At 65.5% G+C, this 23,380-nt stretch carries 25 protein-coding genes; 15 read left to right on the top strand and 10 right to left on the bottom strand.

The features are described 5' to 3' along the window. Positions 1-134 precede the first annotated feature (134 nt). Together rpsT and mutM are read right to left on the bottom strand one after the other, a co-directional pair. The gene (rpsT, locus tag AC1RPL_RS13045) at positions 135-398 is read right to left on the bottom strand and encodes a 30S ribosomal protein S20 (RefSeq protein ID WP_493069721.1); all 264 of its coding nucleotides are present in this window, start codon (positions 396-398) and stop codon (positions 135-137) included. A 116-nt stretch (positions 399-514) separates the two neighbouring features. Further along, on the bottom strand, positions 515-1,324 hold the full coding sequence (mutM, locus tag AC1RPL_RS13040) for a bifunctional DNA-formamidopyrimidine glycosylase/DNA-(apurinic or apyrimidinic site) lyase (RefSeq protein ID WP_493069720.1): 810 nt from the start codon (positions 1,322-1,324) through the stop codon (positions 515-517). Positions 1,325-1,384: 60 nt separating this feature from the next. Here mutM and AC1RPL_RS13035 point away from each other — a divergent pair, with 60 nt between their 5' ends. From AC1RPL_RS13035 to AC1RPL_RS12990, 10 genes are all read left to right on the top strand, one after another. Continuing rightward, entirely contained in the window at positions 1,385-2,116 is a 732-nt protein-coding gene (locus AC1RPL_RS13035) for a class I SAM-dependent methyltransferase (protein WP_493069719.1), read from the top strand. A gap of 160 nt (positions 2,117-2,276) precedes the next feature. After that, entirely contained in the window at positions 2,277-3,812 is a 1,536-nt protein-coding gene (gene ubiB, locus AC1RPL_RS13030) for a 2-polyprenylphenol 6-hydroxylase (protein WP_493069718.1), read from the top strand. After that, positions 3,809-4,924, top strand: coding sequence for a glycosyltransferase family protein (locus AC1RPL_RS13025; RefSeq protein ID WP_493069717.1), 1,116 nt, complete (start codon positions 3,809-3,811; stop codon positions 4,922-4,924). The genes ubiB and AC1RPL_RS13025 overlap by 4 nt, the downstream gene beginning before the upstream one ends. After that, positions 4,921-6,093, top strand: a complete 1,173-nt coding sequence (gene coaBC / locus AC1RPL_RS13020; protein WP_493069716.1) for a bifunctional phosphopantothenoylcysteine decarboxylase/phosphopantothenate--cysteine ligase CoaBC — start codon at positions 4,921-4,923, stop codon at positions 6,091-6,093. The genes AC1RPL_RS13025 and coaBC overlap by 4 nt, the downstream gene beginning before the upstream one ends. Then, positions 6,083-6,889: an alpha/beta hydrolase gene (locus AC1RPL_RS13015; RefSeq protein WP_493069715.1), complete on the top strand. Its 807-nt coding sequence runs from the start codon at positions 6,083-6,085 to the stop codon at positions 6,887-6,889. Before coaBC ends, AC1RPL_RS13015 begins: the two co-directional genes overlap by 11 nt. Beyond that, positions 6,889-7,335: a dUTP diphosphatase gene (gene dut / locus AC1RPL_RS13010; protein ID WP_493069714.1), complete on the top strand. Its 447-nt coding sequence runs from the start codon at positions 6,889-6,891 to the stop codon at positions 7,333-7,335. The genes AC1RPL_RS13015 and dut overlap by 1 nt, the downstream gene beginning before the upstream one ends. Then, positions 7,332-7,697, top strand: coding sequence for a hypothetical protein (locus AC1RPL_RS13005; RefSeq protein WP_493069713.1), 366 nt, complete (start codon positions 7,332-7,334; stop codon positions 7,695-7,697). The genes dut and AC1RPL_RS13005 overlap by 4 nt, the downstream gene beginning before the upstream one ends. Further along, positions 7,694-8,452, top strand: coding sequence for a HesA/MoeB/ThiF family protein (locus AC1RPL_RS13000; protein ID WP_493069712.1), 759 nt, complete (start codon positions 7,694-7,696; stop codon positions 8,450-8,452). The genes AC1RPL_RS13005 and AC1RPL_RS13000 overlap by 4 nt, the downstream gene beginning before the upstream one ends. A gap of 38 nt (positions 8,453-8,490) precedes the next feature. Continuing rightward, positions 8,491-9,489 (top strand): NAD-dependent epimerase/dehydratase family protein, encoded by a 999-nt coding sequence (locus AC1RPL_RS12995; protein WP_493069711.1) that lies wholly within the window; start codon positions 8,491-8,493, stop codon positions 9,487-9,489. A 55-nt stretch (positions 9,490-9,544) separates the two neighbouring features. After that, positions 9,545-10,891 carry a nucleotide sugar dehydrogenase gene (locus AC1RPL_RS12990; protein WP_493069710.1) on the top strand — a complete coding sequence of 449 codons (1,347 nt, stop codon included), beginning with the start codon at positions 9,545-9,547 and terminating at the stop codon, positions 10,889-10,891. A gap of 60 nt (positions 10,892-10,951) precedes the next feature. Here the strand turns inward: AC1RPL_RS12990 and AC1RPL_RS12985 are convergent, their stop codons facing one another. From AC1RPL_RS12985 to galU, 3 genes are all read right to left on the bottom strand, one after another. Further along, a complete protein-coding gene (locus AC1RPL_RS12985; protein WP_493069709.1) occupies positions 10,952-13,684 on the bottom strand; it encodes a tetratricopeptide repeat protein in 2,733 nt (910 codons plus the stop codon). A 13-nt stretch (positions 13,685-13,697) separates the two neighbouring features. Continuing rightward, positions 13,698-14,243 (bottom strand): hypothetical protein, encoded by a 546-nt coding sequence (locus AC1RPL_RS12980; protein ID WP_493069708.1) that lies wholly within the window; start codon positions 14,241-14,243, stop codon positions 13,698-13,700. Positions 14,244-14,443: 200 nt separating this feature from the next. Beyond that, a complete protein-coding gene (galU, locus tag AC1RPL_RS12975; RefSeq protein ID WP_493069707.1) occupies positions 14,444-15,316 on the bottom strand; it encodes a UTP--glucose-1-phosphate uridylyltransferase GalU in 873 nt (290 codons plus the stop codon). A 140-nt stretch (positions 15,317-15,456) separates the two neighbouring features. Here galU and AC1RPL_RS12970 point away from each other — a divergent pair, with 140 nt between their 5' ends. The 3 genes from AC1RPL_RS12970 to wecC are packed head-to-tail and all read left to right on the top strand — an operon-like array spanning position 15,457 to position 18,250. Next, positions 15,457-15,807 carry a hypothetical protein gene (locus AC1RPL_RS12970; RefSeq protein WP_493069706.1) on the top strand — a complete coding sequence of 117 codons (351 nt, stop codon included), beginning with the start codon at positions 15,457-15,459 and terminating at the stop codon, positions 15,805-15,807. A gap of 24 nt (positions 15,808-15,831) precedes the next feature. Continuing rightward, positions 15,832-16,971 carry a non-hydrolyzing UDP-N-acetylglucosamine 2-epimerase gene (gene wecB / locus AC1RPL_RS12965; RefSeq protein WP_493069705.1) on the top strand — a complete coding sequence of 380 codons (1,140 nt, stop codon included), beginning with the start codon at positions 15,832-15,834 and terminating at the stop codon, positions 16,969-16,971. After that, positions 16,955-18,250 carry a UDP-N-acetyl-D-mannosamine dehydrogenase gene (gene wecC / locus AC1RPL_RS12960; RefSeq protein WP_493069704.1) on the top strand — a complete coding sequence of 432 codons (1,296 nt, stop codon included), beginning with the start codon at positions 16,955-16,957 and terminating at the stop codon, positions 18,248-18,250. The genes wecB and wecC overlap by 17 nt, the downstream gene beginning before the upstream one ends. On the opposite strand, the gene AC1RPL_RS12955 is transcribed toward wecC, so the two are convergent. After that, positions 18,205-18,933, bottom strand: coding sequence for a sugar transferase (locus AC1RPL_RS12955; protein WP_493069703.1), 729 nt, complete (start codon positions 18,931-18,933; stop codon positions 18,205-18,207). The genes wecC and AC1RPL_RS12955 overlap by 46 nt on opposite strands. A gap of 41 nt (positions 18,934-18,974) precedes the next feature. Further along, positions 18,975-20,036, bottom strand: coding sequence for a M48 family metallopeptidase (locus AC1RPL_RS12950; protein ID WP_493069702.1), 1,062 nt, complete (start codon positions 20,034-20,036; stop codon positions 18,975-18,977). Between the two features lie 431 nt (positions 20,037-20,467). On the opposite strand from AC1RPL_RS12950, the gene AC1RPL_RS12945 reads away from it, so the two are divergent. Both AC1RPL_RS12945 and AC1RPL_RS12940 read left to right on the top strand, forming a co-directional pair. Further along, positions 20,468-20,701: a hypothetical protein gene (locus AC1RPL_RS12945; protein ID WP_180139337.1), complete on the top strand. Its 234-nt coding sequence runs from the start codon at positions 20,468-20,470 to the stop codon at positions 20,699-20,701. 111 nt (positions 20,702-20,812) lie between these two features. Continuing rightward, the gene (locus AC1RPL_RS12940) at positions 20,813-21,586 is read left to right on the top strand and encodes a metallophosphoesterase family protein (RefSeq protein ID WP_493069701.1); all 774 of its coding nucleotides are present in this window, start codon (positions 20,813-20,815) and stop codon (positions 21,584-21,586) included. A 29-nt stretch (positions 21,587-21,615) separates the two neighbouring features. Here the strand turns inward: AC1RPL_RS12940 and AC1RPL_RS12935 are convergent, their stop codons facing one another. The 3 genes from AC1RPL_RS12935 to AC1RPL_RS12925 all read right to left on the bottom strand — a co-directional run bounded on the left by AC1RPL_RS12935 (position 21,616) and on the right by AC1RPL_RS12925 (position 23,283). Then, complete coding sequence (locus tag AC1RPL_RS12935) at positions 21,616-22,245, bottom strand: FKBP-type peptidyl-prolyl cis-trans isomerase (RefSeq protein WP_493069700.1); 630 nt, start codon at positions 22,243-22,245, stop codon at positions 21,616-21,618. A 92-nt stretch (positions 22,246-22,337) separates the two neighbouring features. Then, a complete protein-coding gene (rpsU, locus tag AC1RPL_RS12930) occupies positions 22,338-22,544 on the bottom strand; it encodes a 30S ribosomal protein S21 (protein WP_019368605.1) in 207 nt (68 codons plus the stop codon). A gap of 166 nt (positions 22,545-22,710) precedes the next feature. Further along, positions 22,711-23,283, bottom strand: coding sequence for a DUF3617 domain-containing protein (locus AC1RPL_RS12925; protein WP_493069699.1), 573 nt, complete (start codon positions 23,281-23,283; stop codon positions 22,711-22,713). Between the last annotated feature and the right edge of the window lie 97 nt (positions 23,284-23,380).

The following is a 23,380-nucleotide window of genomic DNA, read 5'->3' as shown; positions in this document are numbered from 1 at the left end:
AAAGACATCGCGACTCGCGCGTTTCTCACGGTTCCAGAATGGTAACCACGATTCGTTCCACGGGCCCCTGCAGGACACGACAAAAACCCCGCGGAACTTGCGTCCCGCGGGGCTTTGTTACGGAAAAGTTACGGTTATGCCAGCGCTTCGACGCGCTTGTTCAGACGCGCGAACTTGCGCGAGGCGGTGTTCTTGTGGAGCACGCCCTTGGCAACACCACGCGCCATTTCCGGCTGCGCAGCGGCGAGCGCGGCAGCAGCCGCAGCCTTGTCGCCAGCCTCAAGGGCCGACTCGACCTTCTTCACGAAGGTGCGGAGACGGCTCACGCGGGTGCCGTTGATCTCCGCGCGGCGCGCATTGCGCCGGATACGCTTCTTCGCTTGCGGCGTATTCGCCATGCCGTGTCGTTCCTGCTCGTAAAATGTTTTGGGCGCGAGACCAGCGGTCCACGCCCGGAAAGACGGGCCCCTTAACCCTCGCAGCGATTCGGGTCAACCGCCTAAGGACATAAGGGTCACTTCTGGCATTTCGGGCACCAGAAGGTCGACCGCCCCGAATCGACGCGTCGCTCGACCAGCCCGCCACAGCCACAGGGCTCGCCCTCGCGCCCATATACCCGCCATTCCTTGGCGAAATAGCCAAGCTCGCCGTCCGGCTGGGCATAATCGCGAATCGTCGAACCCCCAGCGCGGATCGCGCTCTCCAGCACGTCGCGAATCGCCGTGACCAGTTTCTCCAGCCGCGCCTTCGAGATCGAGCCGCCTTCGCGGGCAGGCGCGATGCGGGCGATGTAGAGCGCCTCGCACACATAGATATTGCCCAGTCCCGCCACGACGCGCTGGTCGAGCAGCAGCGCCTTCACGGGCGCGACGCGGTCCTTGAACACGCGGGCGAGGTGCGCGGCATTGAAATCGGGACCCAGCGGCTCGGGCCCGAGCGCCGCGAACGCCGGCCACACGGCCAGGTCCGCGGTCGGCACCAGGTCGACCGACCCGAATCGCCGCGGATCGTTGAGCGCCAGCCGATGATGCTGCGTCTCCAGCACCATATGATCATGCTTGCCGATCTCCGCCGGATCGATCCGCCAGCGCCCGGACATGCCGAGATGGAAGACTAGCGTATCGCCCCGATTCGTCTCGATCAGCCCATATTTGGCCCGCCGCCCCATCCCCGTGACCACGGCCCCGGTAAGCCTCTGGCCCAGCCCATCGGGGAAGGGCCGGCGCAGGTCGGCGCGGTGGAGCGTGACGCGGGTGATCGTCTCGCCCTTGAGCACCGGCTCGAGGCCGCGAACGGTCGTCTCTACTTCGGGTAATTCAGGCATACACGCTCCCTAGCCCGCCAGCCCTTCCTTCGTCGAGAAACGCTCGCTACAGCCCCTCCCATGACCGACACCGTCTCCTTCGGCTACGAGGATGTGGCCCCCGAGGAAAAGACCCGCCGCGTCGGCGAGGTCTTCTCCAATGTCGCGGCCAAATACGACCTGATGAACGATGCCATGTCGGGCGGCCTCCACCGCCTGTGGAAGGACAAGTTCGTCCGCCGCGTGAAGCCGCGCGCCGGCGAACATATCCTCGACATGGCCGGCGGCACCGGCGACATCGCCTTTCGCATGGCGCCTTCGGGCGCGGCGATCACGGTTGCCGACATCAACCCCGAGATGCTAGCCGTCGGTGTCGAGCGCGCCGCCGAGCGCGGCATCGACGGGCTGGTGTGGAGCGAGGCCAATGCCGAGACGCTGCAATGGCCCGACAAGTTCTTCGACGCCTACACGATCGCCTTCGGTATCCGGAACGTCACCGACATCCCCAAGGCACTCCGCGAGGCGCACCGCGTATTGAAGCGCGGCGGCCGCTTCTTCGTGCTGGAGTTCTCGACTACCCAGTGGCCGGGCTTCGCCGAAGTCTATGACGCCTATTCGCACAAGCTCGTCCCCAAGCTCGGCCAGTTGCTGGCGGGCGACGCGGAGAGCTATCGCTACCTGATCGAATCGATCCGCCGCTTTCCGCCCATGCCCGAATTCGAGCGCATGATCCGCGAGGCCGGCTTCGTGCAGACCAAGGTCGAGCCGCTGCTCGGCGGGCTGGTCGCGATCCACAGCGGCTGGAAGATTTGAACCCAGTGACCTCGGCCCAACCCCAATTCCGTCATCCCCGCGAAGGCGGGGATCCAGAGTCGCAAGGGGTGCGCTCTGTTACCCTGGATCCCCGCCTTCGCGGGGATGACGGGGCTTGCCTGATGCGAGGTCCCGGCAAAGCAACGCTTTGCGGGGTGCTATGACCGCCCCCGCCGTCCATCTCTGGCGCCTGCTCAAATGGGGCCGCATCCTTGCGCGCCACGGTGCACTGCGCGGCATCGAGCAGGATCCCCACACGCCCAAGCCCGTCCGCCGCGTGGCGCGCATCGCCCGTTTCGGCGCGCGCGTGCCCAAGGTGCCGCGCTATGCCGATGCCTTCCAAGCGATCGGCCCCGCTGCGATCAAGCTCGGCCAGACGCTCGCCACCCGCCCCGACCTGGTCGGCGACGAAGCTGCGCACGACCTGCTCCGCCTGCAGGACGCGCTGCCGCCGCTTCCCTTTTCGGTGATCCGTCAGCGCATCGAGACGAGCTATGGCCGCCCGCTCGAGAGCTTCTTCGCCGAAGTCGACGAGCATCCCGTCGGCGCAGCTTCGATCGCCCAGGTCCACCGCGCGATCACCACCGACGGCCGCCAGGTCGCGGTGAAGGTGCTGCGCCCCGGTATCGAAGCCGAGTTCGCGCGCGCGATCGACACCTATGAATGGGCCGCCGCCCAGGTCGAGCGCATGGGGGGCGAAGCCTCTCGCCTGCGCCCCCGCCTGGTCATCGAGACCTTCAAGCGCTGGACCGCGCGCGAACTCGACCTGCGCCGCGAAGCCGCCTCCGCCTCGGAACTGGCCGAAGGCATGCAGGCCGAGCCCGACTTCATGGTCCCGCAGATCGACTGGCAGCGGACCACCGGCAAGGTGCTGGTCCTCGAATGGATCGACGGCATCAAGCTCTCGCATGTCGAGCGGCTGGTCGAGGCCGGCCACGACACCACGATCCTCGCCAGCCGGCTGATCAAGGCGTTCCTCCGCCAGGCGATCGCCGAGGGCTTCTTCCACGCCGACATGCACCAGGGGAACCTCTTCGCGCTTCCCGATGGCCGCATCGCCGCGATCGACTTCGGCATCATGGGCCGTATCGATCGCCGCGCCCGCGTCTGGCTCGCCGAGATCCTGTACGGGCTGATCACCGGCAACTACAAGCGCGTGGCGGAGATCCATTTCGAGGCAGGCTATGTCCCGCCGCACCACAATGTCGCCGAGTTCGCCACCGCCCTGCGCGCGGTCGGCGAGCCGATGCGCGGACTGCCCGTCAAGGACATGTCGATGGGCGCGATGCTCGACGGCCTGTTCTCGATCACCCGCGATTTCGACATGCAGACCCAGCCGCATCTCCTTCTCCTCCAGAAGACGATGGTGATGGTCGAGGGCGTGGCGCGCACGCTCGATCCCGACATCAACCTGTGGGACGTCTCGGCGCCCTTCGTCCGCGAATGGATCCGCACCGAGCTGGGCCCCGAGGCCAAGATCGCCGATCGGATCGTCGAGGATATCCGCACCCTCGCCCGCCTGCCCGACCTGATCCGCAACATCGAGCTGCGCTTCCCCGCGCCCGGCGGCGCCCCGCCCTCGCCTCCGCTCAAGGAGATCGAGCGGATCCGCGTCGTCGGCGGCTGGCGCTATGCGGCGGTGGCGGTGCTCTCCGGCGCAGTCGGCGCCGCGATCATGATGTACTTCCTTTCGTGAGGCTGGGTGCGATCCAGTGGCTGGCCGAACCGACGCGCTTCGCCGCGCTCGGTCGCGGCCGTGCCCGGATCGCGCTGGGCATGCTCGCCCTGTTCCTGCTGCTCTCGCTGACCGCGCTGATCGCCGCCGGCCCGCCGCCGGTGAGCGGCGATCCGGGCAAGCGCGCCGACGACCAGAGCGACGTGGTGCTGTACGAGAACATCGTCGCGGGCGTCGCGCATGGCGGCGGCTATTATGAAGTCGCGGCCGATGCCCTGCGCGCCGGCAACTACCCGCTGCGTCCCTTCATCTGCTTCCGCCTACCCGGCTTGGCGATGGTCGAGGCGCATCTGCCCAAGCCGGTCGTGCTTGGCCTCCTCTACGCGCTCGTCGCCTCGGTCTTCGCCGTCTGGGCGATGAAATTGCGTGCGGGCATGACCCGCTGGCCACCGGTGGCGATCGGCCTCACGCTGCTCGCCGGCGGGCTGATGGCCTTTGTCCAGCCCGATCTCTGGGCCTTCCACGAGATCTGGGCGGGGCTGCTCGTCGCGCTGTCGCTCGGCATCCGCAAGCCAGGCCGCTGGGTCGAGGCGGTCGCCATCGCCCTTCTCGCCATGCTGATCCGCGAGACCGCCGCGCTGTTCGCCATCGTCATGTTCGCCGCCGCCTGGTTCGAAGGACAGAAGCGCGAGGCGATCGGCTGGGGCGTCGCACTCGCCTGCCTCGCCGTCGCACTCGGCTTCCACGCCTATGCCGTCGGCCAGGTCACCAGCGCCGCCGATCCTGCCTCGCCCGGCTGGAATGGCCTGGGCGGCTATGGCTTCTTCGCCAAGACGATGGTGCTGTCGACCGCGCTCCAGCTCTTCCCGATGGCCCTTGGCGTGCTGCTCTTCACCCTCGCGCTGTTCGGCTGGATCGGCTGGAAGGACCAGGCCGCGCTGCGCGTCGCCGGCACGATTGCTGCCTTCGGCCTGGTGATCGCGCTCTTCGCCCGCCCGGATACCTTCTACTGGGCATTGATGGTCGCCCCGCTCTCGCTGATCGGCCTGGCCTTCGTGCCCGACGCCCTGCGCGACCTGTTCCGCCAGGCGCTCGACAGGCGTAGGATCACCGTGACAAAGGTCACACGATGAGCAAGATCCTCCTGATCGTCGGCGGCGGCATCGCGGCCTACAAGGCGTGCGAGCTGATCCGCCTGTGCCGCAAGGCCGGGATCGAGGTGAAGTGCGTACTCACCGCCGGCGGCCAGCATTTCGTCACGCCGATGACGCTCGCGGCGCTCAGCGAGAACCAGGTCTACACCAACCTGTTCGACCTCAAGGACGAGGCCGAGATGGGCCATATCCAGCTCAGCCGCGAGGCGGACCTGGTGGTCGTCGCCCCCGCCACCGCCGATCTGATGGCGAAGATGGCCGCCGGCATCGCCGATGATCTCGCCACCACGCTGCTGCTGGCCACCGACAAGCCCGTGCTCGCCGCCCCCGCGATGAACGTGCGCATGTGGCAGCACGCCGCCACCCGCCGCAACGTCGCTACGCTCCGCGGCGACGGCGTCACGGTGATCGAGCCCGATGAGGGCCCGATGGCCTGCGGCGAATACGGCCCCGGCCGCCTGCCCGAGCCCGAGGCGATCCTCGCGGCGATCCAGCAGCATTTCGGCACCAGCCAGCGCCTCGCCGGCAAGCATATCCTCATCACCGCCGGCCCCACCCACGAGCCGATCGATCCGGTCCGCTACATCGCCAACCGCTCCTCGGGGAAGCAAGGCTATGCCATTGCTGGCGCGCTCGCCGCGCTGGGGGCGAAGGTCACCCTCGTGTCCGGGCCCGTCACCCTCGCCACGCCGCCGGGCGTCACCCGCGTGGATGTCGAGACTGCGCAGGACATGGCCAATGCCGTCGCCCAGGCGCTGCCCGCCGACGCCGCGGCGATGGTCGCCGCTGTCGGCGACTGGCATGCCGAGCGCGCCGAGCAGAAGCTCAAGAAGCAGGCCGGCACGCCGCCCTCGCTCACCTTGTCCGAGAACCCCGACATCCTCGCCATGCTCGCCGCCAGCCCGCGCCGGCCGGGCCTCGTCATCGGCTTCGCGGCCGAGACCGAGCAGGTGATCGAACACGCCACCGCGAAAAGGACTCGCAAGGGCGCAGACTGGATTGTCGCCAATGACGTTTCCGGCGATGTGATGGGCGGTGAAGCCAATGCCGTTCATATCGTCACCGCCGATGGTGTCGAAAGCTGGGAACGCCTGCCCAAGGACGAAGTTGCCCGCCGGCTGGCAACGCGTATCGCCGATGCGCTCTAGTCTCGCGCTATTGCTGGGCGCAGGGCTTGCCGCCTGCATGCCGGCCACGCACCCGTCCGCTTCGGCGCCGGGCGCCGGCCTTTATACCCAGAGCTTCGGCGATACCCCGGCCCGCCAGGTCCGCACGCTGGTCGTCGTGCTGCACGGCGACGCGCCCTTCACCAAGCCCGACTATCATTATGCCTTCGCCCGCAGCGCCGCCGAGGCAGTGCCGCAAAGCGTCGCAGTCGCGCTGCTTCGCCCCGGCTATGAGGATCCGGAGGGCCATCGCTCCCCCGGCGAGCGCGGCCAGACTACGGGCGACAACTACACTGCCGACCGGATCGCCAGCATCGCCGAGACGATCCGCCACCTCCAGCGCCGCTATGGCCAGGCGCGCACCGTGCTGGTCGGCCATTCGGGCGGTGCCGCGATCGCCGCGGACCTGGCGGCGACGTATCCCGGTCTGGTCGACGGCGTGGTCCTCGTCTCCTGCCCCTGCGCCCTGCCCGAGTGGCGCAAGTACATGAAGAGCGTGTCGCCCACGCCGCTGTGGGACGCGCCGGTGACCAGCCTCGACCCGGTCAAGCTCGTCGGCGGCATGACACCAAGCCTGCGTGCCGCGGTGCTGGTCGGCGGCGACGACAAGACCACGCCGCTGCGCTTCTCGCGCCTCTATGCAGAGGCGCTGTCGCTGCGCGGCATCGCCACCGATTACCGTATCATCCCCGGCAAGGACCATGAGCTGCTCGGCGATCCCGAAGTGATCTCCGCGCTCCAGCGCCTCGCCGCCGCCCTGCCAGGAAAGCCTTCTTGATGCCCGCACCGATCCGCATTGCCCTTCAGCGCCTGCCGCATGGCGAGGGCCTGCCGCTGCCCGCCTATGCCACCGCAGGCGCCGCCGGCATGGACGTGGTCGCGGCCGAGGACCTGACGCTTGCCCCCGGCGCCCGCCATGCGGTGGCGACGGGCTTCGCCATGGCGATCCCGCTCGGCTTCGAAGTCCAGGTCCGCCCGCGCTCGGGCCTCGCGCTCAAGCACGGAATCACCTGCCTCAACACGCCCGGCACGATCGACAGCGACTATCGCGGCGAAGTGAAGGTGATCCTCGCCAATCTCGGCGACGCGCCCTTCCCGATCGCCCGTGGCGACCGGATCGCCCAGCTCGTGCCCGCCCCGGTCCAGCATGCCGACCTCGAGGAAGTCGCCTCGCTCGACGAGACCGTGCGCGGCAGCGGAGGCTTTGGCTCGACCGGCAGATGAGCAACCTTCTCCTCCTTGCCGCGGCGCTGCAGACCGCGCCGATCGACTGGGACGCGCTGCCCCCTCTGCCCTGGCGCGCGCCGCCGATCGTCACGTCCGAGATGCAGAACTTCGTCCAGCGCGAAGTGCGCTTGCGCAAATGCGTGACGCCCAGGCCCGGCGAGATCGCCGTCGCGGTCGCGATATTGATCGACGAGAGCGGCAATGTCCGCACTTCGGTCCCCCGCGCGATCAACTGCCCCTCGGTCGAGCAATATGCAGCGGCGCTCGCCCCCGGCCTGACGCGCGGCAATCTGCTGCCCCGCCCCGGCGCGAACGAGCAATGGTACCGCACCACGCTCACCTTCACCTGGGCTCCATGACCCTCTCCGACGCGGAGCTCGAGCGCTACGCCCGCCATATCGTGCTGCGCGAGATCGGCGGCGGCGGGCAGATGCGGCTGAAGGCGGCGCGCGTGCTGGTGATCGGCGCCGGCGGGATAGGATCGCCGGCGATCGAATATCTCGCGGCGGCCGGCATTGGCGCGCTCGGCGTGGTCGATGACGACGCCGTCTCGCTCTCCAACCTCCAGCGCCAGACGCTTTACGCCACCGCCGATGTCGGCCGGCCCAAGATCGAGGCCGCCCGCGCCCGCGTCGCCGCGCTCAACCCGGAAGTGGCCTTCACCGGCTTCGAGCACCGGATCGACGCCGGCAACGCCGACGCACTGATCGAACAGTTTCGCCCGGATGCGATCCTCGACGGTTGCGACAACTTCGCCACCCGCCTCGCCGTCGCCGATGCGGCCCTGCGCCACCGCATCCCGCTCGTCTCCGCCGCCGTCTCCGAGTTCGAAGGCCAGCTCGGGCTCTTCCGTGGCTGGGAAGCGGACAAGCCCTGTTACCGCTGCTTCGTCGGCCACGATCCCGAGCGCCCCGGCATCAGTTGCGCCGAACAGGGCGTGCTCGGCGCGCTCACCGGCGTGATGGGCAGCCTCGCCGCGCTGGAGGCGATCCGCGCCATCGCGCCCTTCGGCGAGGATCCCGCCGGCAAGCTCCTCCTCGTCGATGCCCTTGCCTTCCGCTTCCGCACGCTGACGCTGCCCAAGGACCCCGGCTGTCCCAGCTGCGGCGCGTGACTGGACATCCCCGCGCCCTTGAGGCACCTGCCCTTCCCATGACGCGCGTCCTGGTTACCGGCTCGGCCGGCTTCATCGGCTTCCACACCGCCAGCAAATTGCTCCAGCGCGGCGCCACCGTGCTCGGCGTGGACAATTTCAGCGCCTATTACGACGTGGCGCTCAAGGAAGCGCGCAACGACATCCTGTCGAACCACCCCAACTTCAAGGTCGCCCGCGTCTCGATCGACGACATGGACGCGTTCGGCAGGACCTGGGCCGAATTCCAACCCGATGTGGTGATCCATCTCGCCGCGCAAGCCGGCGTCCGCCACTCGATCGACAGCCCCGAATCCTATGTCTCGGCCAACCTGATCGGCACGTTCAACGTGCTTGAACTGGCCCGACGCCACGCGACGAAGCACCTGCTCGCCGCCTCGACCAGCTCGGTCTACGGCGCCAACACCGACATGCCGTTCACCGAGATCCAGCGCACCGCCACCCCCTTGAGCTTCTACGCCGCCACCAAGGGCGCGACCGAGCTGATGGGCCACAGCTACGCGCATCTGTTCAAGACGCCGATGACCTTCTTCCGCTTCTTTACGGTCTATGGTCCCTGGGGCCGGCCGGACATGGCGCTGTTCAAGTTCACTAAGGGCATTCTCGCCGGCGAGCCGATCGACGTCTACAACAACGGCAACATGGTCCGCGACTTCACCTATGTGGAGGATCTCGCCGAATCGATCGTACGCCTCACCGAAGCGGTGCCCGGCGACACGCCGGTGGAAGGCGACAGCCTATCGCCCGTCGCGCCCTTCCGCACCGTCAACATCGGCGCCGGCCAGCAGACCCAGCTGATGGACTATATCGGCGAGATCGAGCGCGCGCTCGGCAAGGAAGCGATCAAGAACTTCCTGCCGATGCAGCAGGGCGACGTCCCCGCCACCGAAGCTTCGTCGGCGCTGCTCAAGGCCCTGACCGGCTATGCGCCCAGCACGCCGCCCAGCGCCGGCGTGCCCGCCTTCATCGATTGGTATCTGGCGCATTATCGAAACTGAAACCCCTGCCGGGCCATGAAACGCGCCAGAGCGAGTTTCACCGGGATAGGTTTCTATGAGCATCGAATGGCCCGCGCATGGGCTCAAGCTTCAGGCGCGGATCGAAGGCGGCACGGCGATCATCGGCGTGATCGGCATGGGCTATGTAGGCCTGCCCCTCGCAGTCGCATTCGGCGAAGCCGGCTGCCCCGTCCTCGCCTTCGACGTCGACCAAGCCAAGATCGACGCGCTCGACGCCGGTGAGAGCTATATCAAGCATATCGACGGCGCCCGTATCGCGCCGCTGGTGGAAAACGAAAAGCTCCGCGCCACCGCCCATCTGGAGCGCCTGGGCGAAGCGGATGCGGTGCTGATCTGCGTCCCCACGCCGCTCACCCGCCATCTCGAGCCCGACCTCAAATATGTCGAGACCACCACCCGCGCGATCGCCAAGACACTGCGCCGCGGACAACTCGTCATCCTCGAATCGACCACCTATCCCGGCACCACCAAGGAAGTGATGCAGCCGATCCTCGAGGCCGAAGGGCTCATCGCCGGCAAGGACTTCTTCCTCGCCTATTCGCCCGAGCGCGAGGATCCGGGCAACCCGACCTTCTCCACCACCAAGATCCCCAAGGTCGTCGGCGCCGACGACACCGTCTCGGCCAGCCTCGCGCTCGCGCTCTACCGCCACATCGTGCCCCAGGCGATCCAGGTCTCGTCGGCGGCGACGGCGGAAGCCGTGAAGATCACCGAGAACGTGTTCCGCGCGGTCAACATCGCGCTGGTCAACGAGCTAAAGCTGATCTTCACCGCGATGGACATCGATGTGTGGGAAGTGATCGACGCGGCCAAGTCCAAGCCGTTCGGCTTCATGCCCTTCTATCCGGGCCCGGGCCTGGGCGGGCACTGCATCCCGATCGACCCCTTCTACCTCACCTGGAAGGCGCGCGAGTACAACCAGCACACCAAGTTCATCGAGCTGGCCGGCCAGATCAACGCGGACATGCCGCAGCATGTCGTCCGCGTCATGGCCGACACGCTCGACGCCCGTTTCGGCCGGGGTCTGCGCGGTGCGCGCATCCTGGTGCTGGGCGTCGCCTACAAGAAGAATGTCGAGGATATCCGCGAGAGCCCGTCGCTGCGTCTGATGGAGATGATCGAGGCGCGCGGCGCCACCGCCGACTTCCACGACCCGCATGTCGCCCAGATCGACAATACCCGCGAGCACCCGACACTCAATTTCCGCAATGGCGTGGCGTGGGACGAGGCCGAGATCGCCAAGTATGACGCAGTGCTGATCGCCACCGACCATGACTCGGTCGATTACGCGGCACTCGCCGCTTCGGCGAAGCTGATCATCGACACGCGCAATGCCTGTGGTCGTGCCGGCGTAGTTTCGGACAAGGTTGTGCGGGCCTGAGATTCGCCTGCTCAGCTATGGACGCCGACTTGGAGCGAATTCCTGCACGCGGCTAAGTCCCTAGGGGTTGGCAATGAGCATGTCGCGGTTCGCTTGAGCCACCGCACGTACTTCCGCGTGCGAGAAGTCCATCGTCAACAGCTTGTCGTAATTCGCGATCGCGAGATCACGCTCGCCGTTGATGTGGTACATGCTGGCGAGGGTGTTGACCCCGATAGGGTCGTCCGGATTGAGCTCGACGGCGCGCTTGGCGCTTTCCAGCGCTTCGCGCGGCTTGCCCACTTCCCACAGGTCCGCAGCAAGGTTGGCATAGCATTCGGCGAACTCTTCTCCCATCGTGATGTTCAGCTGAAGGAATTGGATAGCTTGCCCCCAGTCCTTAACCTGCTCGCGCTTGGTGGCCAGGCTGTAGAACTTTCGTGATGACTTGAAGCCGGCGGCTACTGCCTTCTCGAAAACGCGCAGGGCGTCGGCCGTGCGGCCAAGCCCGTAGAGCGCATCTCCCAGGCAACCTAGCGCATCTGGACTATCCGGAAACTCACGGGCAGCGCGTTGTGCGTGGCGCAGCGCCGCCGTGCGCTCTCCTTCCTGCATAAGGATATCGACGACGCGCAGCAGATAGTCGGGGCTCCCTGCCCCTTTGGAATGGGCTTCCAGATACCGTTTGACCGATTCGGTCGGATTGCCCTTGGCCAGATGCGCTGCACCCAATGTCTCCAGAAACAGCGCGCCGCCGAGCTTTCGGTGCGCCGGTGAATCGTAAGACGCTAGTATTCGGTCATGCTCACCCGCCATCAACAGGCTGAAAGCACTGAGGTTCAGCCAGTCATCCTGTAAGGAGATTGTGGGGCAGGATTGCTGCGCTTCATTCACGGTCTGCCCGGCGGCGGCATAGTCGTTCGCGGTGAGCTGCGCGGCGATGAGATCGAGCCAATTCGCTGCGTTCGACTTGTCGCGGTCGGCAAGTCTCCGGAACGCGCCGATCGCTTCTGCAACCTGGCCGTCACGCAACAGGGCTTTGCCGAGACCGGTCAGGCCAGGCTCGGTAAGCACATCTTCAATGCCGGACGCCCGGCGCAGGCATTCTATTGCCTCGCTCGTCCTATCGATCGCAAGGAGATTGCCGAGATTCAGCCACGCCGCCTGGAATTCGGGATCGGCGGACAGCGCCCGGCGGAATAGAAATTCTGAGTTCTTGTCGTCGTGTTGGGCAAGGAATGCCCCGAACTCGTTCAGCACCCATGCGCTGTTCGGCGCGGTCTTTCGGGCACGTTCAAGATATTCGAGCGCCTGCGCCTTTTGGCCCACCTGCCCAAAGAGGCGACCAAGGCCAGCATTGGCTTTGCCAAGGACCTCTTTCCATTCCGCGGTGAGGCGCTTCGGTGCGTCTTCGATCACGGTGCTCAGCACGGCTGCGGCTCTTTGTAGACCGCCAGTCTCCGCTGCAATCAGGCCGATATTGAGCATCACCTCGGCGCGGCCGAGCCTAGAACCTGTCGATGATATCCTGCTTCTATACTCCTCAATCAGCGAATCGATATTGAACGATTCGAGATGGTCGTTGCGCACCTTGGTGGGTCTGCTGACCCGCAGGGTCGCAGTCTTGGCTTTCGCCAATTTTTCCCAGCGCGCATCCTGCGTCTCGGCAATCCGGTGCAATTCGCTGGTCGCCTCATCATTCCACTCGCCCCCGAATACCGACCGCAGGCGCGAATTGACCGAGCGAAGCCGGCCAAGGCGGCTCCGTACCGACGGCAAAGGACGAATCCGTTGCCGAGCGACGAGCGAAGTGACTCCTTCGAGACCAATCCGCACGAGCGTGCTGATCTTCAGCTCCAGCTGGCTCGTGGGACCGTCCTTCGTCCATTTCTCGCTGCCTGTTCCCAAGTCCCAGGGACTTGTGCCGCGCGCCTGCTCCCAAGGGTCGGCAATCTGGAATTTTCGGAGAAACTTCTCGATATCCCTCGTCAGCTTCACATATTCCTTCTCCCACATCGCCAGCGGCATCTCGGAGCCGCTGAGCAGGGTCAGGTCGGTGTAGCGCTTCCGAAGCGGCTTGAGACGTCGCCGCCAGGCATCGAGTTCCTCCGGCAGTTCTTCCGGAACCGAAATCGTATCTAGGATCATCGACAGAAGCGGGGGAAGTCTCGGTTGCGACACGCCCGCAAGCGCGGCGCGCAGATCGCCCTTGTGTCGAAACGACTTGTCCAGCCGGTTCCAGGTCGCCAGCAAGAGATTATGCGCGGCAAGCTCAATCTCGCGCGGATCCGTCGCTAGATAGGCAGCGGTGGCATCGATACTGGGAACATAGCTGATCTGCGGCAGGAGTTCCTCGACCATCGCGCCAAGCATGGCCTGATCACAGCCGTGGGCCAGCACTTCGCGCGCCTGCGCGTCGTCGGGCGGCGCCGAACGGGCAATGCCATACCACCTCGCGAATATCCTCGATCGCTGTTCTGGATCGATCGTCAAGAAACTCAATCCGACGAGAGGCGCGGCGAGCCCCTTCAGCGAGGTCAGCTCCCCGAGATTGAATGGCTTCTCCGGAAGAACATGGTGAAACTTCGAGGGTGGCGCTTTGCCGACGAAGTAGCAGATCTTGTCCCTCAGGCAGTAGAGATCGCAGAAGAGCGACAGCTCGACCAAAGCCCTCTGGAAATAGTTTGGATCGAGCGCATTCTTCTCCTTCCAATGTCCGCTCAGCAGCGAGTCGACATGCAGGAAGGTCGCTGGATCAACATAAGCTGACTCCCGTTCCCAAGGAATCTCGTAAGCAGCTATGGTGATGCTCACGGCTACCCCCGATTTATCGCCGCCAGGTACAGATGCGCGGTCTGCTTGGTCTGCCCGCATGTGAAAATCTCGCCGCGCCGGGTGCTTGTCCGCGCCCACCTTGCCGGCGAACTCGATAATGGATCATCGACGCTATTGCCGCCGATTCCCCAGGCCTTGAACGCGGCCTGGTGGCGTCCGAATAGGGTAGCGCGCTGCGCGGCCCGTCGAGCATCAGCGCGCGGAGGTTGGTTCTTCGCGTCGACGTCGCCAGCATCAGCCGCGCGGGATGACCTCGATTCCGCCAGTCCATTACCGCATGGTAAGCGTGCTTGGCGAAATTGAAGTTTGTGTCGATCGCCCGCGAGACGCCCAGCCGGGGCACGTCCACGTTGGGTGCTGCGTCGTCCTTCAAGGCAGGGTCGCCGGCCAGCGCTGCCAGCCGGTCTGCAGGATTCACGCTCGGCACCAGGCAGACCTTGGCAAAGCTGGCTACCGCGCTCGGATATTCGACGTGCTGCGTCTGCGCCGCACCAGTCGCCAGCAGTGTAGACGGCGCCAGCCCCAAGATGGTCCGCATGATCCCCTCCCCTTTTCGTCCGCGAAGCTATCGCGGATCGGGGAGCCGGTCACTCGGCATTGCCGCCATTTCGGGCGGGCGCTTGCAAAATAGGATTTCGTCTGCTGCCATCGCGCCGCGGCCTCGTGCCGCCGCTCTTTGACAGGTCTAACTTTGCGCTATCTTCTGTCGTTTATGCGCAAGCTTCGAGAAGTTCGGGCTCAGCCGCCGCAGCGCCGCGCGATGAAATCGCGAATCGCCGGGGCGATATCGTCGCGTTCCAACGCCACGGCGATGTTCGCCTGGATGAAGCCGGCCTTGTCGCCGCAATCGTAGCGGGTGCCTTCGAAGGTCACGCCGTGGAAGCGCTGCTCGCCGATCATCCGCGCCATCGCATCGGTCAGCTGGATCTCGCCGCCGGCGCCCTTTCCCTGCTTCTCCAGGATGCGCATCACTTCGGGCTGCAGGATGTAGCGCCCGATCACCGAAAGGTTAGATGGCGCCGTGCCCGGGGCCGGCTTCTCGACCAGGCCCTTCACTTCGGTCAACGCACCGTCGTGCGTGCCCGGCGTGATGATGCCATAGCGGTAGGTCTGGTCGTCGGGGACGATCTCCGCGCAGATCAAATTGCCGCCGACCTTGTTATAGGCATCGACCATCTGCTTCAGGCACCCGGGCTTGCCGAGCATGAAATCGTCGGCGAGCAGCACCGCGAAGGGCTCGTCGCCCACGATATCGCGGGCGCACCACACGGCATGGCCCAGGCCCATCGGCTCCTGTTGGCGGACATAGGCGACCGCGCCGGGCTTGAGCCGCGTCGCATCGAGCACCTCGAGCGACTTGCCGCGTGCGGACATCGTCGTCTCGAGCTCATAGGCGATGTCGAAATGGTCCTCGATCGCGCTCTTGCCGCGACCGGTGACGAAGATCATCTGCTCGATGCCGGCTTCCAGCGCCTCGTCGACCGCATATTGGATCAGCGGGCGATCGACGACGGGAAGCATTTCCTTGGGCATCGCCTTGGTGGCGGGCAGGAAACGCGTACCCAAGCCGCCAACGGGAAACACGGCCTTGCGCAGGGGCTTGATCGTCATAGCCTGAACTAATCTCCTAAATGCTGGCCGCTGCTACTCGCCAAACGAGCATGGCGCAATCGACGTGATGTGCCCAGCAAGCGGCATACGCCCTCGTATTGCGCCGCAGCATATGCGAAGAGATGCGCATGCAGCATAGAATGCTTCGTCTGTTCTTCGTGGTGATGGCCGCCCTGGTGACGTTTCTGGCACTGACGCCGGGCCCGCTTGGACAAGTCGTCGAATCCGGTCCCATTCGGCATTTGTTGGCTTTTGCCGCACTACCGGTGCTCAGCAGCCTCGCCTGGCCGCGGATCGGGGCAATATGGCAATTCCTCGCCTTCGCCCTGTTTGGCGCCGCGATCGAGATCGCCCAGTTGGTGATGAATGTCGGTCGTTTTGCGGAGTGGGACGATTGGGCGAACGACCTAATCGCCACGGCGATCGCACTGGTGCTAGTCGCCGTATGCCGGGTCTGGTTCGAGCGACAGGCGCGGTTAGAGGCGCGTTAAGCCGGATCCGCTAAGGCCTGCGACATGCCCGACCTGCCGCTCCGTCGCGTTCTTCTGATCTTCGGCACCCGACCCGAAGCAATCAAGCTCTTCCCCGTCGTTCGCGCGCTCGCCGCCGTTCCCGGCCTCGACGTGCGCACCTGCGTCACCGCGCAGCATCGCGGGCTGCTCGATCAGGTCCTCTCGATCGCCAGGCTGACGCCGGACATCGACCTCGACCTGATGGAACCGGGCCAGACGCTCGACCAGCTCACTGCGCGCCTGCTCACCGGCCTGGGCAAGGTGATGGACGACGAGAAACCCGACCGAGTGATCGTCCAGGGCGACACCGCCACCGCCATGGTCGGCGCGCTCGCCGCTTATTACCGCAAGGTCCCGGTCAGCCATGTCGAGGCCGGCCTGCGCTCGGGCGACATCTACCAGCCTTGGCCGGAAGAGGTGAACCGCCGAATCGTTGCGCCGATCGCCGACCAGCATTTCGCCCCGACGGATACCGCCGCGGAAGCGCTGCGCCGCGAGAACATCGCGCCTGAGACCATCCATGTCACCGGCAACACGGTGATCGACGCGCTGCTGGCCACGCGCGCCCGCATCGCCGCCGAGCCCGCGCTTGCCGCCGGGCTGGACCCGATCGCCAGGCGCTTTGCCGGCAGGCGCATCGTCCTGGTCACCACGCATCGCCGCGAGAATTTCGGCGGTGGCATGGAAGACATTGCCCGCGCGCTGGGCCGCATCGCCGACCGCGACGACACTGCGATCCTCTTCCCGATGCACCCCAACCCCAATGTTGTCGCGGCCATGGACCGGGTGCTGGGCGACCGGCCCAATGTCGCGCGCATCGAGCCGCTCGATTACCCCCATTTCATCCGCGCGCTCGAACTGTGCGATATCGTTCTAAGCGATTCGGGCGGCGTGCAGGAGGAAGCGCCTGCGCTCGGCAAGCCGGTGCTGGTGATGCGCGAAACCACCGAGCGCCCCGAAGGCGTCCTGGCGGGCACCGCGAAGCTCGTCGGCACCGATCCTGACCGTATCGTTTCCGAAATCTCAACCCTCCTGGATGTACCGTCCGCCTACTCGGCCATGGCCCGCGCCCACAACCCGTTCGGCGACGGCCATGCATCCGAGCGGATTGCGGGGATCGTCGCACATGGTTTCGGATTCTGAGCTCAAGGTCTGTGTTCTCGGCCTGGGCTATATCGGGCTTCCCACGGCAGCAGTGATCGCGCGCACCGGCGCGAAGGTCCTCGGCGTCGATGTTCATCAGTCGGTGGTCGACACGGTCAACTCGGGCAAGGTCCATATCGAGGAGATCGACCTGGACGGCTTGGTCTCGGGCGTCGTCGCCCGCGGCAACCTGCGTGCCTCGCTGAACGTCGAGGAAGCCGATGTCTTCGTCATCGCCGTTCCCACACCGTTCGGCGAGAACCACGCACCCGACATCGGCTATGTCCTCAAGGCCGCGACCAATGTCGCGATCACGCTCAAGGCCGGCGACGTGGTGATCCTCGAATCGACCTCGCCCGTCGGCACCACCGAGAAGGTCGCCGAACTTCTCGCCCAGCTCCGTCCCGATCTCAAGATCCCCGGCCATTGTGCCGGCAGCGCCGATGTCGCCATCGCCTATTGCCCGGAGCGCGTGCTGCCCGGCCGCATCCTGGTCGAACTGATCGATAATGACCGGGTCATCGGCGGCATCACCCCGCGCTGCGCCCGCAAGGCGCTGCAATTCTATCGCCGCTTCGTCCGCGGCGCCTGCGTCACCACCACGGCCAAGGCCGCGGAGATGACCAAGCTCACCGAGAACGCGTTCCGCGACGTCAACATCGCCTTCGCCAACGAGCTGAGTCTCATCGCCGAGAAGATGGGCGTCGACGTGTGGGAAGTGATTCGCCTCGCCAACCGCCATCCGCGCGTCAACATCCTGTCGCCGGGCCCGGGCGTCGGCGGCCACTGTATCGCCGTGGACCCCTGGTTCCTGGTCAGCGCCGCGCCCGACCAGACTCCGCTGATTCGCACCGCCCGAGAGGTGAATGACGGCAAGACCGATTACGTGATCGAGCATGCCGCCGCGATGATCGAGGCGAGCCCGCAGGCCCGCGTCGCCTGCCTGGGCCTCGCCTTCAAGGCGAACATCGACGATTTCCGCGAAAGTCCGGCGCTAAAGGTCTCTGCCGCTCTGGCGGAACGGTTCGGCGAACGCATCCAGGTCGTCGAGCCCTATGCCAGCGCCCTGCCCGCGCCGTTCGACGGCACCGGTGCCGAGCTGATCGACATCGACAGCGCCATCGAGAGCTGCGGCATCTTCGTGGTGCTGGTCGATCACGACGTGTTCAAGTCGGTCCCGCTCGACGAGCGCGCCGACAAACAGGTCTATGACACGCGCGGCATCTGGCCCGATCAGCCGCGGAGCCGCGCCGGTGAGCCGCTTCGGCTGGCGAGCTGATTATCCAGCCCGCACAGGGCCAGCAGTTCGGCATCCGCGCGCCGCACCCGCAGCATCGCCGCCACGCCGCGAAGGGCCAGTGGTCGCGCGAAGAATGCCAGCACGGTCAGGGCAAAAATCGCCGCATCGCCCCGTAGCGAGCGGTGCTCCAGCCAGGCGATCCCCAGGCGCAGCTTCAACGGGCGGATAGCGTCGTGATAATGCGCGAGCGGATCGCTAACCCGCGCCAACACCCGGCCTTCGTCGAAAAACAGGATCGAGGCGAAGCAGGTGATCCCCGGGCGCACCGCGAGCAGCCTGATATCATCGGTGACATAGGCCTCGGTCGCGCACAGCGTGTCGGGCCGCGGGCCGATCAGCGCCATCTCGCCGCGCAACACATTGGCGAATTGCGGCAGCTCGTCGACCTTCCAGCGGCGCAGGATCCCGCCCACGCGCGTCACCCGCGAATCGCCTTCCGGCGCCAGCCGCCCGCCGCGCACATCGGCGTCCACCACCATGGTGCGCAGCTTGAGCATCGCGAAAGGGCGACCCTCGCGGCCCAGCCGCCGTGCACGGTAAATGGGGGCGCCGCGATCCTCCAGCCAGATGGCCAGCATCGCGGCAAGCAGCACCGGCGTGACGGCGAGCAGCAACAGCGCGGCGATCACCCTTTCGAAGCTGCGTCCCACCCGCTGTCTCATGCGCCTGGGTTAGCCATGACCGATCGCCTCCGGCAAGCGCCTCAGCGATTGCGGACCAGGATCGCTTGCCAGTCGCCGTCCAGCGGCTTGCCGCGCTCGGCGATCATCGCGGGAATGACGGGCGGGGTGGAGAGCGCCTGGACCTTGGTGATTTCCGCCTCGAGCGTGGCGACGCGGTCGCGCCACGCCGGATGCGATCGGCTGCGCAGGATCCCGCCCGCCTTGCTCGGCCCGAAATGCTTCCAGAAGGCCACCGATGCCCCCATCGGATAGCCGGCATTGGCGAGAAGATACACCGAGAGAAGATCTGCTTGGAGCTCAGTCTGGCGAAAATATTTCACGTTGGCGCCGAAGCCTGCGAGCAAGCCGTAGTCCACACCCCGCGCCTCCAGCCGATCGCGATGATGGAGGATATTGTGCGCGAACTCGTGCCCTATTACCGCGGCAAGCTGCTCGTCGGGGTATGCATCGAGGAAGCCGGAGCCGATCTGCACCATGGTGCCGTCCGCTGAGGCACCGAAGCCGCCATCCAGTTCCAACTCGAACCGCGACTTGCAGGCTGGTATCGGCTGAAGCGTGACCTGTACCGGCGCCCCCGCGCGAATCGCCTCGATCGGGATCGGCGCATCGCTAGGCAATGCCGCGATAGCGAGCTGGGCTGCTACCAGGCGACCAGTACTGCCCGGCTTTCCAGGCAACGCTGAAATATCGACGGTGCCAACGCGTACCAGCGAGTCGTCCGGCCGCAACCCTGCCCGATCGGCCGGGCTGTCCGGGATCACGCCTTCGATCGCCACGGGCGCGGCGAAGCGGAAATGCGCTCGCGCCGATTCGCGCACGCCTGGATCAAACTGATCGAGCGTATGGAGCTGCAGGCCGGTGCCGGCCTCAATACGATCACAGAGCAGCGCGTTCGCTGCGGCAAGCCGCCAACCGATTGCTGCAACTCGCATATCCGCCGCGCGCACCGCTTCGAACAGGGCGGCGTCGTCGGCGCGCGCAGATGGCAGGGGGGGCATGAAAAGCGCGAATATGCTTGTCAGGAGACCGGCGTAGCGACGGCTGAGAATTCGACTGAGCAACATGCGGGACAGAGACTTCATAAGGCTCTCCTACGCCCGCATGGCGTCTTATCCAAACCCGCGCAGCTTGGGCGCAGCCAATGTAGCTTCGTTTCGTATGCGAATCGGCCTTACCATGCTTTTTGCGGCGCAACTCGAACGAAAACAGTGCCCAGCAACAAAATCGTCACAAAAAAAACCGTCTAACCATCACGAAACAGGCCCATTTCGGCTGAGAGAGTTCATTAACCCCCTTGGCGATATTGGTGCGGCGCGTTAAGGACGGCTGCGTAACCACTCGGTTCGGGTCGGACGAGTGCTAAGGAGTTCGGACCAACCGAACCGAGTGTTGCTAATCGGTCACGTCGAGAACTTTCTCGCTGTGGCCAAGGTTTGAGTGTTGCGGCGGGTTTTGTCCTGTGTCATAGGACTGCCTGACGAGAGCACCAGAGCTCGAAAGAGGGAGAAAAAGAGTGTTCACTAAGCTTCTTACGGCAGCCGCTATCGCCTCGATGGCAACTGCTCCTGTTCTGGCCGCTCCGACGAGCGCTTCGAAGCTGTCGCTGTCGGGTGTTCGCACCGCGACCGCTAGCAAGAAGAAGAGCGACCTGGCCCCGGCCGTTCTGATCGGCGTTCTCGCTACCGTCGCCATCATCGGCGGCGCTGTGGTTCTCGCCGACAGCGACGACACGCCCGACAGCCCGTAGTTTCTGGCTGCCAAGGCAGATTTTCGAAGTGGCAGCCTAGCGGCTGCCACTTTTTTATTGCCTGATGGCCAATGCATGAATTGGCCTGAAATTTCGGATTCTCAAGCAGCCATGTTCGCCAAGCTTTTCCGGTCGCGCCGGTTGCGCCCCGTCGGCCCCGATGGCAGCTTACCCGAAGGCCAGCGCCTCTACGCCATAGGCGACGTCCATGGCCGACTCGATCTGCTCCGCAGCCTGCTCGACCACATCGATACAGATGATGGCGGCCGCTCCCCGATGGAAGCAACACTGATTTTCCTCGGCGACCTGATCGATCGCGGCCCCGAATCCGCCCAGGTAGTGGAATATCTGCGGCAACTCGCCGCTGAGCGTCCGCCGGGCAGCACGCGCTTTCTCGCCGGTAATCACGAGGAAGTCTTCCTCACCTGCCTTGAGGGAGACGAGAAGGCGCTTCGCTTCTTCACCAAGATCGGCGGACGCGAGACCATCCTCAGCTACGGCTTTTCCGATACCGAATATGCCGCGCTTGATTATCCTGATCTGCTGGCCGCCCTGCAGGCTCGCGTACCAGCGGAGCATCGGGAGTTTCTGAGGAGCTTCGAGGACATGATTATCCTCGGCGACTATGCTTTCGTTCACGCCGGCGTGCGCCCGAGCGAGCCGCTCGCGCGCCAGCGATCCGAGGATCTGCGCTGGATCCGTAATGAATTCCTTGAACACGGCGGACCGCTAGAGAAAATCGTTGTCCACGGCCACACCATTGCGCCTGAGGTGGAGACCACTGCGCATCGCATCGGACTGGATACCGGCGCCTATGCGTCTGGCAAGCTGACCGCGATGGGATTCGAGGGCGATCAGCGCTGGGTGATCGACACCGCCTCGTAAACTCTAGTAGCCGCAAACAAAACGTCTGACTACTGCGCTTCGGGCCCGCCCGGCGGCGGACCACTCCGAGCGCCACCCGGGCCACCAGGAGCGCCACGGCCCTGGCCCTGCATCTGCTGCATCATCTGCTGCTGCATCATCATCTGGCGCAGCTGCTCGGCGGGGATGAGATCCTTGATCTCGAGATCGAACTGAAGGAGCTTGCCGTAAAGCGGATGCTGCGGCCCGGCCTTGTCATAGGCGAGGCTCGACGGGATCCAGACGCGCAGCTTCGAACCCTTGCTCATCATCTTGAGCGCTTCGTCGAAGCCCGGGATCGCGCCGCCGACCTGGAGCGGGATCTCGCCAGCGGGCTGGAAGACCGTGCCGTCGCGCAGCGTACCGGTGGTGTACACCTTCACGCCGTCGCCATCCGTTGCCTTGGGCCCCGAACCTTCCTTGAGCACCTGATACTCAAGGCCGGACGCCGTGGTCTTCACGCCGACCTGACCCTTGTTCCAGGCAAGGAACTGCACGTCGCTGCCCTTGGCGGCAACCGAGGCGCGCGTACCCGACCAGGCCAGCGCCGCGGCAATGGCAATGGCGAGGACGAGGCCGGCCCAGAGCCAGACCTTGTAGCTGCGCTTGATCGGCTGGAGCGGAACGGCGGTCACGGACATGCGATGAGCTCCAGGCGCGGGTATTCTGCTACCCGAAAGTCACAAAAGTCACGACAGCTACGCGCGAGGACCGCGCGTAGCCGATCGCGAAATCAACGGGCGCTGTCGCGCTCCACGCGCTTGCGCTCGAGCTTGCGGGCGCGGCGAACCGCGGCAGCACGCTCGCGAGCACGCTTCTCGCTGGGCTTCTCGTAGTGGCGGCGGAGCTTCATCTCGCGATAAACGCCCTCACGCTGCAGCTTCTTCTTGAGTGCGCGCAGTGCCTGGTCGACGTTGTTGTCGCGAACGATGATCTGCATAAACCCGTCAGTGCTCCGGTCAAATCAATAGAAAAGGGTTCGCCGGAACGCAGGGTTGCGGCGTAAGGGCGGCCACCTAACAGCATGAAACCTATTTTACAAGGGCGCCGCGCGGTGAATTGCGCCGGGAACCCGCTGAATGCGGCCATCCGGCAACACCGTCACTTCAACTCGCAGCCTTGCCCTGGCAAAGCCCGAGGCGCTTGCCATAGACGCGCATCCGGACCTCGGCATAGCCGGGCTGGCCCTTCACGCCGCTATTCTGCTCCACCGCCACGTCATAGGCGTCCTTGCCCGTCGTGCCCTTGTAGAGAAGCGTGGTCTTCGCGCCGCCCGCCTGGGTGCACTCGATCTGGACGTCGATCTCCCCGCCCTTCTGGACGAAGCGCGGGAAGGTACAGGTACCACCAACCTTTTCGAGCATCGTGATGTCCACCGGTGCAAGATCCGACGCGGTCTGGCACTTCACGGCATGCCGCGGAATCTTGGCGGCCGCCGCCATTTGCGCGTCACGCTCGGGGCCCGGCCCGAAATCCGCCGAAACCAATTCCGTGCCCGAATCCCAGATGCCCGGCTGCATGGCCTGCTTGGCGCGGGCCGCCTTGGTGAGGCCGGAGACCTCCTGCATCGAGGCGTTGCTCGCCTCGATCTCGCCTGTGGCGGCCGCCTGGCGCTCCGCGGCGGTCTGGCAGCCGGCAAGCGCAAAGGCGCTGACGAGCAGGATTGCGCGCATCTTCATGAAGTCCCTCTTCGAAATTCCTGGGCTTTCCACAGCCGATCCCGCCGCCAAAGACAAGGCGATATTCGCGGGGCCGATCTTCACGCTATAGTGGCGC

It is taken from the genome of Sphingomonas sp. GW821-FHT12D09, from assembly GCF_058807215.1.
This window is presented reverse-complemented; position numbering and strand designations above follow the sequence as displayed.